We start from the raw sequence: 13,634 nt of genomic DNA on the forward strand, positions 1-13,634 counted from the left end.
CGCACGGGCCCCGTATCCCTCGTGGATGCGGGGCCCGTTGCTCGGCCTTGCCGTCGACGCGCGCACGGGCGAGGTGGCCATCGCGACGACTGCCGGCTCACCCGGCACCGCGCAGATCGACCACCAGGCGCACTTGTCCGAACCCGTCCGCGCGGGCAAGTTGATCGCCGCACGGGACGGCGACACCGCCCATCCCGTGCGCTGGGTCTGGTGGTCCGACCAGGTCCCTCGCGCGCTGCTCGCGCACGGCATCCGCCCCGGCCGCGGACTCGACCTGTTGCAGACCGACCTGCTGCTGCACGGCGGTGCCCGAGCCGCGCCCGAGCACATCTGGGCCCGCGCGATGGGCCTGGACCGTGACGGCGTGCCTGCCCGCCACCAGGGTGATCTGTTCGACAGCCCGGACGATCCGCCCGTCGGGAGCGACGGGCCGCAGCCCCTGGACGAGCAGGGCTACCTGCGACCGGGTTTCCTCGCCGCAGAGGGGTCGACCGCTTCGCAGTGGGCGCATCTGGCCGTGCGCGTGGCCGAGCAGCAGACACAGCAGCTGCAGGAGCGTCCTCGGGCGGTGGCGACGGCGTACAGCGAGTCGGGCGCCGCGATGCTCGCGCTGGAGCTGGAGCGCACCGGCCTGCCCGTGCACCGGCCCACCCTCGAGCGGCTCATCGAGGCCTCGGCCGGACCTCGGCCGCACACTCCGCAGGACGAGATCGACGCGCGTGCGGTCCGCGATACCGCCGTGCTGGCGCTGATCCCGCCGGGGCGGGCCGTCGATCTGCGCAACCCCGAGCAGGTGCTCAACATGTTGCACGGGTTGGGGATCCGGGTGGACAACACCCGCAAGTGGGAGCTGGACCGATACCGCAGCACCCACCCCGTCGTCGACGCCCTGCTGCAGTGGCGGGCCGACGAGCGCATCGCGACGACGTACGGCTGGGCGTGGCTGCGCGACCATGTCGGACGCGATGACCGACTGCGGGGGCGGTGGCACTCCTTCGACGGCGGGGCGGGGCGGATGACCGCGGAGGCGGGGCTGCACAACCTGCCGGCCGCGCTGCGCCCGGCGGTCGTCGCCGCGCCCGGGCACCTCTTCGTACGCGCCGACCTCGGCCAGATCGAGCCGCGCGTGCTGGCCGTCGTCTCCGGCGACCCGGCCCTGATCGCCGCGACCGCACAGGACGACCTCTACCGCACCGTGGCCGATCAGCTGCGGGTCGAGCGGCCGATCGCCAAGGTCGCGGTCCTGTCGGCGATGTACGGCGGCGCGGCGGGTCAGGCGGCCGCGGCGCTGGAGGGTCTGGACCGGGCCTACCCCACCGCGATGGCGTATCTGCGGGCAGCGCAGGCCACCGGTGAGAGCGGGGGCTCGATCACGACGTACGGCGGACGACTCATCACTGTGCCGCGCAGCACCGAGCAGGCCCAGGCGCGGGCGCGGGGGCGCTTCTCCCGCAACGCCGTGGTGCAGGGGGCTGCTGCGGAGTTCTTCAAGGCCTGGGCGCTCACCGCGCGGCACGCGATCGCGGCGTACGACGCCCGCATCGTGCTGTGCCTGCACGATGAACTCCTCGTGCACGTGCCCGAGGAGCACGCTCCCGCCACGGCGGCCGCGGTCGACTCCGCGCTCCAGGACGCCGCACGCCGCTGGACCGAGGGCTCACCGGCGCGTTTCGTCTCCGCCACCGGCATCGTGCGCAGCTGGGCCGACGCGAAGCCCTGACTCGACAAAATGGACATGCAGGGCGGGGCACATGTGCCCCGCCCTGCATGTCCGAAACGTGAGATCAGTTGGAGTTGTCTCCCGACTCGTCGCGCAGGAACTTCTCCAGCTCGGCGCCGATCTCGTCGGCGCTCGGCAGTTCGGCCATCTCGTTGGCCAGCAGGTTCTGCCGCTGCAGTCCCTCCTGGAACGCGTCGTACTGCTGCTCCAGCCCCTGCACCACCTCGACCACGTCGGGGTTCTCGGCGACCTGGCGGCCGATCTCGGCGCGGTGCAGTCCCGCGACGGCGGTCAGCTCCTGCATCGGGATGCTGAGGCCGGTGAGAGCGCACACCGCCCGCAGCGCGGCCACGGCGGCGTCACCGAAGTCGGTCTGGGTCAGGTAGTGCGGCACGTGGATCGCGAATCCGGCAGTGTCGATGCCGGATTCGGACAACCGCAGGTGCATCAGCGACTCAAGGCTCGAGGGGATCTGCACCATCCCGAAGACCGGGTTGTTCTCCGGCATCAGCCGCTGGTCGCTGGCATAGCGCGTCATACCGACCGGGCGGGTGTGCGGCACGGCCATCGGGATGCCGTGAGCGCTCACGACGAGCTGCACACCGAGGCGGCGTACGAGCATCCGCACGGCCTCGATCACGCGCTCCCACTGGTAGTCCGGCTCCGGGCCGGCGAGCAGCAGGAACGGGGTGCCGTCGTCGTCGGTCATCCGGAAGAGCGTCAGCGCCGGGTCGTCGTAGTCGCTGTAGTGGTCGCGGTCGAACGTCATGACCGGACGGCGTCCGCGGTAGTCGAGCAGCTGGTCCAGGTCGAAGGACGCCACCACCGTGTGCTCGAGGGTGCCGAGCAGGTGTGACACCACCTGCTTCTGGGTGTTGCCAGCGTCGATGAGGCCGCCGAGCGCCACGACCATCGTGTGAGCGCCCAGCTCGCTGGGATGGGTGTCGTTCTCGAAGCGATACAACTCCTGTGGATCCTGCACGGTGCTCTCCTGCTGACGAATGATGCGCTGTTCGCGCCTTCCTCTGCCCGTTCCAACGCCCGGCCAGCGCGCACGATTCCCGCGTGGCACTCCCCCGTCGCGCGGTCTGCGTCACTGCCCGCGCGGGACGCCGGCACGCGTCAGGCGGGGACCTGCTCGCCGTATCCGAGAGTGCGCAGCCGCGCACGGAGCCGGTCGGCGTTCGTGGCCAGCACCTGCGGGTCCTGTCCGTGCGTGACGGCGTTGACGTCGAAGTCGCCGTGACCGTTCGCGGGCCAGACGTGCACGTGCAGGTGGGGCACCTGGAAGCCTTCGATCAGCACTCCCGCCCTCCGTGCGCCCCACTCCTGCACCTGCGCGCGGCCGATCACCTTGCCGACCGACATGAGGGTGGCGATGAGGTCGTCGTCAGCGTCGAGCCACTGATCCACCGGCGTACGCGGCACGACCAGCGTGTGTCCGTCGGTGAGCGGGTCGACCGAGAGGAACGCCACGCACACCGGGTCCTGCCACACGATCTGGCCGGGGATCTCTCCGTCGATGATCTTCTCGAACAGGGTGCTCACGGGGCGCCTCTCGACCGCAGGGACATCGGGTCCGGCCAGCATCTCAGGTCACCGGTGCCGTCTCATCCCCGTCCGTGGCGCTGGCGGCTCGCGGCCGTCGTCGGCGTGCGGCAGTTCTCACCGGGTTCGGCACTGCGGCGCCGCCGGGCTTAGCGTGGGAGCTCCGAGCATCGACAGCACTGGATGGGACCGCGATGACCGAGCACGCGACGCTGCGACAGTTGAGCGGCATGCCCGAGGCGCCCGCCCCGTTGGCGGACTCGACGTTGATCATGATCGACCTGCAGAACACCTACACCCGTGGCGTCATGGAGCTGGACGGCGTCCAGGCGGCGCTGGACCAGGCCGAGGAGCTGCTGTCGAACGCCCGGGACGCCGGCGTCCCGATCCTGCACATCATGCATGACTCCGGACCGGGCTCGCCCTACGACCTTCAGGACGACATCGGCCAGATCGTCTCGCGGGTGGCCCCTCGCGACGGCGAGCCGGTGATCGTCAAGAAGTTCCCGAACGCGTTCACCGGCACCGACCTGCACGACCGGCTGCAGGCCGGGCCCGGCCGTGACCTGGTCCTCGCCGGATTCATGACGCACATGTGCGTGAACTCGACGGCGCGCGGCGCGTTCAGCCTCGGCTACTCGCCGTCGGTGGTCGCTGGGGCGACGGCGACCCGGGATCTTCCGGGCACGGACGGCGGCGCCCCGGTGTCGGCCGCTGCCCTGCAGGCCGCCAGCCTGGCCGCCGTCGCCGACCTGTTCGGCGTCGTCGTGGCCACACCTTCCGACATCCCGGGCTGACTCGTTCGATCGAACGGCACCTCAGGTGGTCGGCGCCGCCTCGATCCGGTCCATCGCCTTGCGCAGTCGCTGCACCGAGACCGCCCCTGAGGTGCCGAGCCGCTGGGCGAAGAGGCTGATCCGCAGCTCCTGCACCTGCCAGCGCAGTCGGCGTACGGCGTCCTCGCGGCGACGGGCGGGCGGCAGACCCTCGATGAGGTCGCCGAGCTCCCGCTCGACGGCGTGCACCTCGTCCATCCGCTGGGCGTCGCGGGCGATGTCCTCCGGCGCACGTTCGAGGCGTTCGAGCATCCCGCGCAGGTAACGGTCCAGGTCACGCAACCGGGAGGCGCCCGTCGCCGCTACGAACCCGGGATAGACGAGGCCTTCATGCTGCCGGCGCACGTCGGCGACGAGCTCCGCGACGGACGGGCGGGTCATCGAGTCCAGTGCGAGCTGCACCTCGCGGGAGTGGTGCAGCACGGGCACCAGGCCCTCCACGATCGACAGCACCTGCGCCGACGCCTGCTGGCGTGTCTGCCGCAGCACCGCGTCGAACCGCTCCCGGGTCCGCACCGGCCCCGGTGAGGAGTCCGCTGCCACCACCGCGTCGACGGCGGCGGCCAGGACGTCGGAGAGCACCGCCTGCTGGTCGGCGTGCGGTCCCCAACCGAGCGCGAGCCGCTGGGCGTTGTCGAGCATCCCCAGCAACCGCGACCAGGGCACGTCCAACTGCAGCAGCAGCAGGCGGCGTACGCCGGCCGGGTGCTCGGCGTCGCGCTCCGCGGCGCTCGGCAGCACCCGCAGGGCGACGCTGTCACCCTCGTCCACGAGTGCCGGGTAACCCTGCACGGTCCGCTTGCCGACGCGCTCGGCGAGCTCGGCGGGCAGCTCCTCGAAGTCCCAGGTGGTGAGTCCGGAACGCTCGATCTCGCTGCCGGCCCGGGACAGCACCGAGCGCACCCGACCGGACAGCTGCTCGCGCAGGGCGGACAGGTCCTCACCGTGCGAGAGCGCGCGGCGCCGCGAATCCTCAACGCGGAACGTTGCTTTGAGGTGGTTGGGCACTCGGTCCCAGTCCCACTGGTCGGCCGGGACGCGCACGCCGGTCAGTTGCTGGAGTGCTCCGGCGAGCTCGGTCGTGATAGAGCCGCGCGCCGGGTCCATCAGCGGCAGCGCCCTCGCCGCGACGTCGGGCGCGGGCACGAAGTTGCGACGCGTCGCCTTCGGTAGCGACCGGATGAGCGCGGTCACCAGCTCGCCGCGCACGCCGGGCACCAACCAGTCGAAACCGTCCTGGTCGACCTGGTTGAGCTGTTCTACCGGGACGTGCACTGTCACACCGTCATCGTCGGATCCCGGCTCGAAGCGGTAACTGAGCCGCAGGTCGAGCTCTCCGCTGGACCAGGTCCGCGGATACTCGTCGAGGTCGATGTCGGCGGCGTCGTCGCCGCGCAGGTCGTCCTCGGACATCGTCAGCAGGTCGGGTGAGCTGCGCTGCTCCTTCTTCCACCACGCGTCGAAATGCGCTGCGGAAACGATGGATTCGGGGATCTTGGCGTCGTAGAACGCATAGACGGTCTCGTCGTCGACCACCACGTCACGGCGCCGGGTGCGTGCCTCCAGATCGCGCAGCCGCGCGAGCGTCTGACGGTTGCGTTCGGTGAAGGCGTGCCGGCTCTCCCAGTCGCCTTCGACCAGCGCGGATCGGATGAACAGATCGCGCGACATCACGGGGTCGATCGACCCGTAGTCGACCTTGCGACCGGCGGCCAGCGGCAGCCCGTAGAGGGTGACCCGTTCGGCGGCGACCACACTGCCGCGGCGGCGCTCCCAGTGCGGCTCGGCGTAGCTGCGCTTCACCAGATGACCACCGGCGCGCTCGACCCAGGCGGGGTCCACCGCGGCGTTCGTCCGCGCCCAGAGCCGGCTGGTCTCCACCAGCTCTGCAGACATCACCCAGTCCGGCGGTTTGCGGAAGAGCGCCGACCCGGGCTGGATCGCGAACCGCACGCCGCGGGCACCCAGGAAGTCGCGCTTCTCGCGGTCACGCAGACCGACGTGCGACAGCAGACCGGTGAGCATCGCCTGGTGAACGGCGTCCTCTCCGGCCGGGTTGTCCGCGCGGCGCATCCCCTGCTGTTTGCAGGCCTCGCGCAGCTGGGTGTGCAGGTCCTGCCACTCACGCACCCGCAGATAGTGCAGATACTCCCGCTGGCACATCCGGCGGAAAGCGCTGCTGGACAACGCCTTCTGTTGCTCCTTCAGATAGCGCCACAGGTTGAGCAGCGACAGGAAGTCGCTGCTCTCGTGGCGGAAGCGGGCATGCGACTGGTCGGCCTGCGGACGCTTCTCGGCCGGTCGCTCACGAGGATCCTGGATCGACAGGGCCGCGACGATGACCAGCACTTCGGCCAGGGCGCCGTTCTCCGCGCCGGCGAGCAGCATCCGGGCGAGCCGGGGGTCGGTGGGAAGGGCGCTGATGGCGCGACCGGCGGCGGTCAGGCGCGGGGTGCCCCGGGAGCCGCGCTCCTCGACGGCCTGCAACTCCTCCAGCAGCCGCACGCCGTCGCTGATCTGGCGGGAGTCCGGCGGCTCCACGAACGGGAACCGGGCCACGTCGCCCAGGTCCAGCGACGCCATCTGCAGGATGACCGAGGCGAGGTTGGTACGCAGGATCTCCGGATCCGTGAACTCCGGGCGTCCGAGGAAGTCCTCCTCGGAGTAGAGCCGGATGCACACGCCATCGGCCACCCGGCCGCATCGGCCCGACCGCTGCCGCGCGCTCGCCTGCGAGACGGGCTCGATGGGCAGACGCTGCACCTTGGTGCGCTGGCTGTAACGGGAGATGCGCGCGGTGCCGCTGTCGACGACGTACCGGATGCCCGGAACGGTCAGTGAGGTCTCGGCGACGTTGGTGGCGATGACGATCCGTCGTCCGCCATGCGAGCCGAAGACCCGGTGCTGCTCTGCGGCGGACAGCCGCGCGTAGAGCGGCAGCGTCGCGGTGCCGGGGAGGTCGAGGGCGTCGAGCGCCTCTGCGGCGTCACGGATCTCGCGCTCGCCGGAGCAGAAGACCAGGATGTCCTGCGGTCCCCCGTCGGACACCGGCTCGCTCCACAGCTCCTCGACGGCGCGCACGATGCCGGTGACCTGGTCGACGTCGACCAGTTGGGGCCCGGACGGCCCGGCGATCTCCTCGACCAGGGGCCGGTAGCGGACCTCCACCGGGAAGGTGCGCCCGGAGACCTCGATCACGGGAGCGGGCACGCCGTGCTGGGCGAAGTGCTCCGCGAACCGGCCCGGATCGATGGTGGCCGAGGTGACGATGACCTTCAGGTCCGGTCGCCGCGGCAGCAGCTGCTTGAGGTAGCCGAGGATAAAGTCGATGTTGAGCGAGCGCTCGTGGGCCTCGTCGATGATCAGCGTGTCGTAGCGGCGCAGATCGCGGTCGCGGCGCAGCTCCGACAGCAGGATGCCGTCGGTCATCACCTTGACCAGGCTGTCCGGGCCCGAGTGGTCGGCGAAGCGCACCTGGTAGCCCACCACTCCCCCGAGCGGGACGTGCAGCTCGTCGGCGATCCGGTCGGCGACCGAGCGCGCGGCGATCCGGCGCGGCTGGGTGTGCCCGATCATCCCCGCGATGCCGCGGCCCATCTCCAGCAGGATCTTCGGCAGCTGGGTGGTCTTGCCCGAGCCGGTCTCGCCGGCCACGACCACGACCTGATGCGCCTCGATCGCGGCACGGATGCGCTCGCGCTCGGCGACCACCGGCAGCTGGGGCGGGTACTCGATCGCGGGCAGCAGCGACCGGCGGCGTTGCTGCGCGGCCTCGTCCAGGCGCGGCGGACGCCCCCCGGACGTCGTACGCGGGCGGCGGCGGGTCGGGCGGGTGCGGCGTGAGGGCTGGGTCATCGGGGATCTGGTCCATTCTCCCGTACCGGCCGGGCAGGTCGCGCTGAGGTGAGATCCGCGTTCGGGACGGTGTGTCGCGCTCAGCACCATCGCGAAGCCGGATCTCAGAGGGACGGTGACGGCCCGAGGTCGCCGAGGGGCAGGCGCGCCAGCACCTCGTGTCGCGCTCTGCCACGTGGCCCCTCGCCCAGGTGGGAGGCGATGACCTCGACCTCCTCGGCCGTCCAGAACGCTCCGCTGTAGCCGTCGAGCAGACGCACCCAGCGGTCGAGCGGGGTCGGGCGACCGCAGCGGGCGACGGTCACGTGCGGCCGGAACCGCTGTCCGTCGACCTGCGCGCCGCTGTGGGCGGCGGAGCCACGGACGCCGGCCGCGAGCGCCTGCAGTTCCTGGTCGGCGTGCTCGTCGGTGCGCAGCCCGACCCACATCACCTTGGCGCGCGCGGGATCGGGAAAGGCCCCTCCTCCGCCGAGGCACAGATCGAACCGGTCCCGGCGCCCGGCGGCCGCCGCGACGGCCTCCACCAGGTCGTCGAGGCGGTGTTCGGGGACATCGGGCAGGAAGGCCAGGGTGAGGTGGAACTGCTCGGCGTCGGTCCAGCTGAACGGCGCGGCGTCGCGTCGTACGTCGAGGAAGTCGTCGAGGCGCGCCACCTCCTCCTGAGGGGGCCGCAGAGCGATGAAGACACGGGGCATGAGGGTGCCAACCACCCTGTGGGTGCTGGCATTCCGTGCAGCCCTAGGGCATGGGCACCTCGATGAACACCGGGCGCGATGCCTGGGGCGCCTGCGCCATACCCGCGAGGGTCGTGGCGGTGCGAGACAGCGAGACGAGCAGGTTGCCGTCGCGCAGGGCCAGCTCGGGGTGTGCCAGCGGCTGGTAGGTGATGGTGCCGTCGCCGGGAGCCGGCACCGCGACGGTGCGCGAGAGCGCCCACGGGCCCTGCGGCTGCGTTGCGGTCCACACCCCCACGCGTTGTTGCAGATCCCCGCCGCGCATCGAGACGGCGACCCAGGAGGTTCCGAGGTGACTGACGCTCAGGGCCTGGCTCACGGTGTCCCTTCCGAGCAGGGGTTGGGCGGCTGCGGCGTCGGGGACCCAGGCGAGGCCGTTCCAGTAGGTCCACGCGCTCGGATCCTGTACGCCGGATGCCGCCACCCGCGCGATGTACAAGCTGCGTCCCGCACCACGCGCGGAGCCGCCGCGGGTGCCGTAGACGTACACCTCGTTCCAGTCGCGGACCAGGGCCGAACCCCAGGTGATCTCCTGAGAGCGGGTACGGCGACCACCGGGCCGGGCACCGGCGTCCCGCCACGCGGCACGTCGAACCGCGCGATCGCCGTACCGGAGATGGTGAAGTCCAGGAGCGACGTGCCACGCCGGATGCGCGAGCACGCGACGTAGACCTGGTCGCCGCGCGCGGTGGGCACGGCCGTGACCGAGGTCGGCCAGCACACCGTCGGCGGGGTGTCGGCGATCACCGGACCCCGGCCGGCCGGCACCACCTGCGAGGTGCACAACCCCGAGGTGACGAGCATGGAGTTCGCGGCGAACCGGCTCGCCGCGCTCGGATCGCGCAGCGTGTCGCCGAACGCCCACAGCACCCGTCCGTCGCTCAACGGCGTGCTCGCGCCCACGTCGGCAGCCCGCCAGAGCGGAAAGCCCTGCAACGACTGCATCCAGGAGTTGAGTTCGCCGACGTCGTAGGTCTGGCCGGGCGCCACGTCGCCGCACGCGGTGACCGTCGAGAGCGCAGCCGCCCCTCCGGTCCAGGATCGAGCGGAGTAACTGGGCGGCGCCTCGTCCCTCGGCAGGGCGCAACCGGCGAGGGCCGACGCGCAGATCATCGTCAGCACAGCGACGACGACCCGGCGGGGCTCCCTCATCCGGCCACCCTAGGCGGCGCGACGCGGCGCGGCCTCGAGTCCGACCGTCGGGTCGAGGTGCCGGAGCGACGTTCGCCAGCGCCCGATGCGAACCGCCGCCGCACCCGGTGACGGGAGCGGCGGCGGATCGTCGTACGACGGGTGCCTACTTGGCGGCCGCGAACCCCTGCTCGAGGTCCGCCAGGATGTCGTCGATGTGCTCCAGCCCGACCGCGAGCCGCACCAGACCCGGCGTGACACCGGCCAGCAGCCGGTCCTCGTCGCTGCCCTGGGAGTGGGTCGTCGACGCCGGGTGGATCACCAGCGAGCGCACGTCGCCGATGTTGGCGACGTGGCTGTGCAGGGTGAGCGCTTCCACGAACGTCTTGCCCGCCTCGGCGCCGCCGGCGATCTCGAACGCCAGCACCGCGCCGGATCCGAGCGGCGTGTACTTCTGTGCCAGCTCGTAGTACTCGTCACCGGGCAGCGACGCCCAGCGCACCGACTCGACCTGATCCTGCTGCTGCAGCCACTCCGCGACCGCGCGGGTGTTCTGCACGTGCCGCTCGATGCGCAGGCTGAGCGTCTCGACACCCTGCGCGATCAGGAACGCGTTGAACGGCGAGATCGAGGACCCGAGGTCGCGCAGACCCTGCACCCGTGCCTTCAGGATGAACGCCAGGTTGGCGCCGAGCGGGCTTCCGACGCCGAGGTCGCGGGCGTAGACCAGCCCGTGGTAGCTCTCCTCGGGGGTGTTGAAGTTGGGGAACTTCTCCGGGTCCTTGCCGAAGTCGAAGTTGCCGCTGTCGATGATCGCGCCGGCGATCGCCGTGCCGTGCCCGCCCAGGTACTTCGTCGCCGAGTGCACGACGATGTCCGCGCCGTACTCGATCGGGCGCAGCAGGAACGGCGTGGCGACGGTGTTGTCGACCACGAGCGGTACGCCGAGCTCGTGCGCGACGTTCGCGACGGCCTCGATGTCCAGGATCTCGATCTTGGGGTTGGAGATCGTCTCGCCGTAGAAGAGCTTGGTGTTGGGCTGGGCGGCTGCGCGCCAGCTCTGCGGGTCCTTGGTGTCCTCCACGAAGGTCACGTCGATGCCGTACTTGGGCAGCGTGAACTTCAGCAGGTTGAAGGTGCCGCCGTAGAGCGACGGGCTGGCCACGATGTGGTCCCCGGCCTCGGCGATGTTGAGGATCGCCAGCGTCTCTGCGGCCTGGCCGGAGGCGACCAGCAGCGCGCCGACCCCGCCCTCGAGGTTGGCCAGGCGCTGCTCGACCACGTCGGTGGTCGGGTTCATCAGTCGTGTGTAGATGTTGCCGAACTCCTGCAGGCCGAAGAGCTTGGCCGCGCGGTCGGTGTCCGGGAAGACGTACGACGTCGTCTGGTAGATGGGCAGGGCGCGTGCGGTGGTGGCCGCATCGGGCTCCTGGCCGGCGTGGATCTGACGGGTCTCGAAGGACCAGCCGGGGCTGTCGGTCATCGTGTCGCCTTTCGTGACGCAGGGTGCGGCACCGGCGAGCTCGCACTGCGCCGACGCTGCAGCGGATGGCGGGGGGCCCACGATCCGCGCTTGCCGGGGGACGATCGGCATCCACCGGCCAGGTCTTCACCCGGGGCACCCCACCGCGGAGGAGGGTTGCCGGCCAGCACGCCGGGGCCTGACGCTGGCACTCATGACCTAGAACGTGAGGTTATGACACCCCAAGGCCGGCGCGAGGTGAATCTCGATATACGGACGACGGTCGTCAGCGCTTTCGTGACGCCGACACCACAGATCCGCTGACAACCGCGAGGTCAGAGCAGCTGGGCGATCGTGTAGATGAGCAGCCCGACCAAGCCTCCGACGATCGTGCCGTTGATGCGGATGAACTGCAGGTCACGCCCCACGTGCAGCTCGATCCGCGACGCCGCCTCCTTGCCGTCCCACCGCTCGATCGTGGTGGTGATCACCGAGGTGAGTTCGCGCCCGTACGTCGTGACGACGTGGCCGACGATGCTCTCGAGGCGGCGTTCGATGGAGTCGCGCAGGGCCTCGTCGGTCCCGAGCCGCTCCCCCGCATCGGTCAGCGCGCGCGACAGGCGTGCGTGCAGGTCGCTGTCCTCGTCGCGCAGTCCGTCGACGATCGTCGTCCGCACCGAGGCCCACAGGGCCAGCACCGTCCCCGGCACCGAGGGGTGCTTCAGCAGGTGCTCCTTCAGCGACTCGGCCTGGGCCATCGTCGCCTCGTCGTGCTGCAGGTCGTGGGCGAGCTGCCCCAGCAGGTGGTCCAGCGCCTGCCGGGTCTGGTGCTCCGGGTCGTCACGCACGTCGGCGAGGAATCGCAGGATCTCCAGGTGGATACGGGAGGTCACCGTGTCGTCGAGCCACTTCGGGGACCACCAGGGTGCCCGGGAGCCGAGGATCGCCACGATGGTCTCGGGGTTGGCCGCAACCCAGTCGTGCAGCTCCCGCACCCCGAGATCGACCAGCGACGTGTGCGACCGGTCGCGCAGGATGCCCTCGAGCAGGTGCCCGGCCACCGGGGCGATCGGTTCCCTGCTCAGCCGGGGCAGGACCAGCCGGTCGAGCAGCTCCAGCACCTCGCGGTCGTCGATGGACTCCAGCCCGCGCGCGAGCGGCGGCGCTGCCGTGCGTACGACGCGGACGCTGTTGTCGCGCACCGCGAGCCACCGCCCCACCCGCGCCGGGATCTGCGCAGCTGCGAGCCGCTCCTGGACCGTGTCGGGCGTGAGGAAGTTCTCCGCCACGAAGTCCTCGAGGCTCGCGCCGATGGCGTCCTTGCGCTCCGGGATGATCGCGGTGTGCGGGATCGGCACGCCCATGGGGTGCCGGAAGAGGGCGGTGACGGCGAACCAATCGGCGACGGCGCCGACCATGGCCGCCTCCGCCGCGGCGTTCACGTAACCCCAGACTCCCCCATGGCCGTGGGTGAGCACGAAGATCACCGCCGCTAGTAGCAGCAGCCCGAGCGCCACCGTCCGCATCCGGCGCAGACCGGCGCGGCGGGCCGCGTCACCGGCGCCCAGCAGCGGACCCAGAGGAGGGATGGGAGGTACTTCGGAGATCAGATCAGCCCTTCCACTGTGCCTGTGGGGTGTCGTTGAGACCACCCGCGAACGCCAGGGTCATGGTGCTGAGGTCGGTGCCGACCGGCACCTCGAACACGACGGCTCCGTTGGCGTCCTTGGTCGTCGAGTTGAGCGTGGTCCCCGACAGTTGCTGGGCCTCGGGCAGCGCGCTGGGGCTGCTCGTGCGGTAGCAGGTGCGGTGAGCGGCATCGAAGAGGTTGAAGTCGATGTAGCTCATATAGAGGGAGTACCCCGACACCAGATGGGTACGCACGTCGACGGCAACGTACTGCATTCCCGGGTCCAGCAGGCTGGGGTCCGCGGCCGTGATCTGGCGCGGCTTGGCCGGGCTGACCTGCAGCGTGCGCTGGAGCTCATCGGTGACCTGCACCATGGTCCCGAACGGCTTGGTCGCCATGGTCGCGGAGTACGTCGGGCCGATGGTGGAGTCGGTCTTGCAGACTGCGCCGGCCGAGCTCTGCGGCGCACTGCTCGACGTGCTGGGACTGGCACTGTCACCGGACGTGCTCGAGGAGTCCGACGGCGCGGAGGATGCCGAGGTCGTGCCCGACGCCGCAACAGTGGGAGTCTCGAGGCCGGGCGCGGTCGCCGTGCCGCATGCAGCGACCGTCGTCGCGGCGAGCGTGATCAGGGCCGGCAGACACAGGGACGAGGCGCGCGACATGGGTGAATTCCTCACGGACGGGACGACATCGGGGAGCAGGGGACCAGTGTCCT

Annotated in this window: 11 protein-coding genes and 1 riboswitch; of the genes, 3 read left to right on the forward strand and 8 right to left on the reverse strand. The window is 71.0% G+C overall.

All coding sequences use genetic code 11. The features are described 5' to 3' along the window. Positions 1-25 precede the first annotated feature (25 nt). Complete coding sequence (locus HNR15_RS10540; protein ID WP_179481543.1) at positions 26-1,720, forward strand: DNA polymerase; 1,695 nt, start codon at positions 26-28, stop codon at positions 1,718-1,720. A 64-nt stretch (positions 1,721-1,784) separates the two neighbouring features. Here the strand turns inward: HNR15_RS10540 and HNR15_RS10545 are convergent, their stop codons facing one another. Together HNR15_RS10545 and HNR15_RS10550 are read right to left on the reverse strand one after the other, a co-directional pair. After that, positions 1,785-2,702 (reverse strand): PAC2 family protein, encoded by a 918-nt coding sequence (locus HNR15_RS10545; RefSeq protein ID WP_179481545.1) that lies wholly within the window; start codon positions 2,700-2,702, stop codon positions 1,785-1,787. A gap of 140 nt (positions 2,703-2,842) precedes the next feature. Then, a complete protein-coding gene (locus HNR15_RS10550) occupies positions 2,843-3,268 on the reverse strand; it encodes an HIT family protein (protein WP_179481547.1) in 426 nt (141 codons plus the stop codon). A 194-nt stretch (positions 3,269-3,462) separates the two neighbouring features. Here HNR15_RS10550 and HNR15_RS10555 point away from each other — a divergent pair, with 194 nt between their 5' ends. Then, the gene (locus HNR15_RS10555; RefSeq protein ID WP_179481549.1) at positions 3,463-4,065 is read left to right on the forward strand and encodes a cysteine hydrolase family protein; all 603 of its coding nucleotides are present in this window, start codon (positions 3,463-3,465) and stop codon (positions 4,063-4,065) included. Between the two features lie 21 nt (positions 4,066-4,086). Here HNR15_RS10555 and hrpA read toward each other — a convergent pair whose 3' ends face one another. The 3 genes from hrpA to HNR15_RS18820 all read right to left on the reverse strand — a co-directional run bounded on the left by hrpA (position 4,087) and on the right by HNR15_RS18820 (position 9,354). Further along, positions 4,087-7,959: an ATP-dependent RNA helicase HrpA gene (gene hrpA / locus HNR15_RS10560; protein WP_179481551.1), complete on the reverse strand. Its 3,873-nt coding sequence runs from the start codon at positions 7,957-7,959 to the stop codon at positions 4,087-4,089. A gap of 104 nt (positions 7,960-8,063) precedes the next feature. Next, entirely contained in the window at positions 8,064-8,654 is a 591-nt protein-coding gene (thpR, locus tag HNR15_RS10565; protein ID WP_179481553.1) for an RNA 2',3'-cyclic phosphodiesterase, read from the reverse strand. A 43-nt stretch (positions 8,655-8,697) separates the two neighbouring features. Continuing rightward, entirely contained in the window at positions 8,698-9,354 is a 657-nt protein-coding gene (locus HNR15_RS18820) for a DUF4185 domain-containing protein (protein WP_179481555.1), read from the reverse strand. Between the two features lie 39 nt (positions 9,355-9,393). Here HNR15_RS18820 and HNR15_RS18825 point away from each other — a divergent pair, with 39 nt between their 5' ends. Further along, a complete protein-coding gene (locus HNR15_RS18825) occupies positions 9,394-9,666 on the forward strand; it encodes a hypothetical protein (RefSeq protein ID WP_179481557.1) in 273 nt (90 codons plus the stop codon). Between the two features lie 324 nt (positions 9,667-9,990). Here HNR15_RS18825 and HNR15_RS10580 read toward each other — a convergent pair whose 3' ends face one another. The 3 genes from HNR15_RS10580 to HNR15_RS10590 form a co-directional block, all read right to left on the reverse strand. After that, complete coding sequence (locus HNR15_RS10580) at positions 9,991-11,307, reverse strand: bifunctional o-acetylhomoserine/o-acetylserine sulfhydrylase (RefSeq protein WP_179481559.1); 1,317 nt, start codon at positions 11,305-11,307, stop codon at positions 9,991-9,993. An 81-nt stretch (positions 11,308-11,388) separates the two neighbouring features. Further along, positions 11,389-11,506, reverse strand: a riboswitch (SAM riboswitch). 115 nt (positions 11,507-11,621) lie between these two features. Continuing rightward, positions 11,622-12,812, reverse strand: a complete 1,191-nt coding sequence (locus HNR15_RS10585; RefSeq protein WP_179481561.1) for a DUF445 domain-containing protein — start codon at positions 12,810-12,812, stop codon at positions 11,622-11,624. 85 nt (positions 12,813-12,897) lie between these two features. Beyond that, positions 12,898-13,581, reverse strand: coding sequence for a hypothetical protein (locus HNR15_RS10590; protein WP_179481563.1), 684 nt, complete (start codon positions 13,579-13,581; stop codon positions 12,898-12,900). Positions 13,582-13,634: the final 53 nt, after the last annotated feature.

This window comes from Allobranchiibius huperziae (assembly GCF_013410455.1).
Lineage (GTDB): Bacteria > Actinomycetota > Actinomycetes > Actinomycetales > Dermatophilaceae > Allobranchiibius > Allobranchiibius huperziae.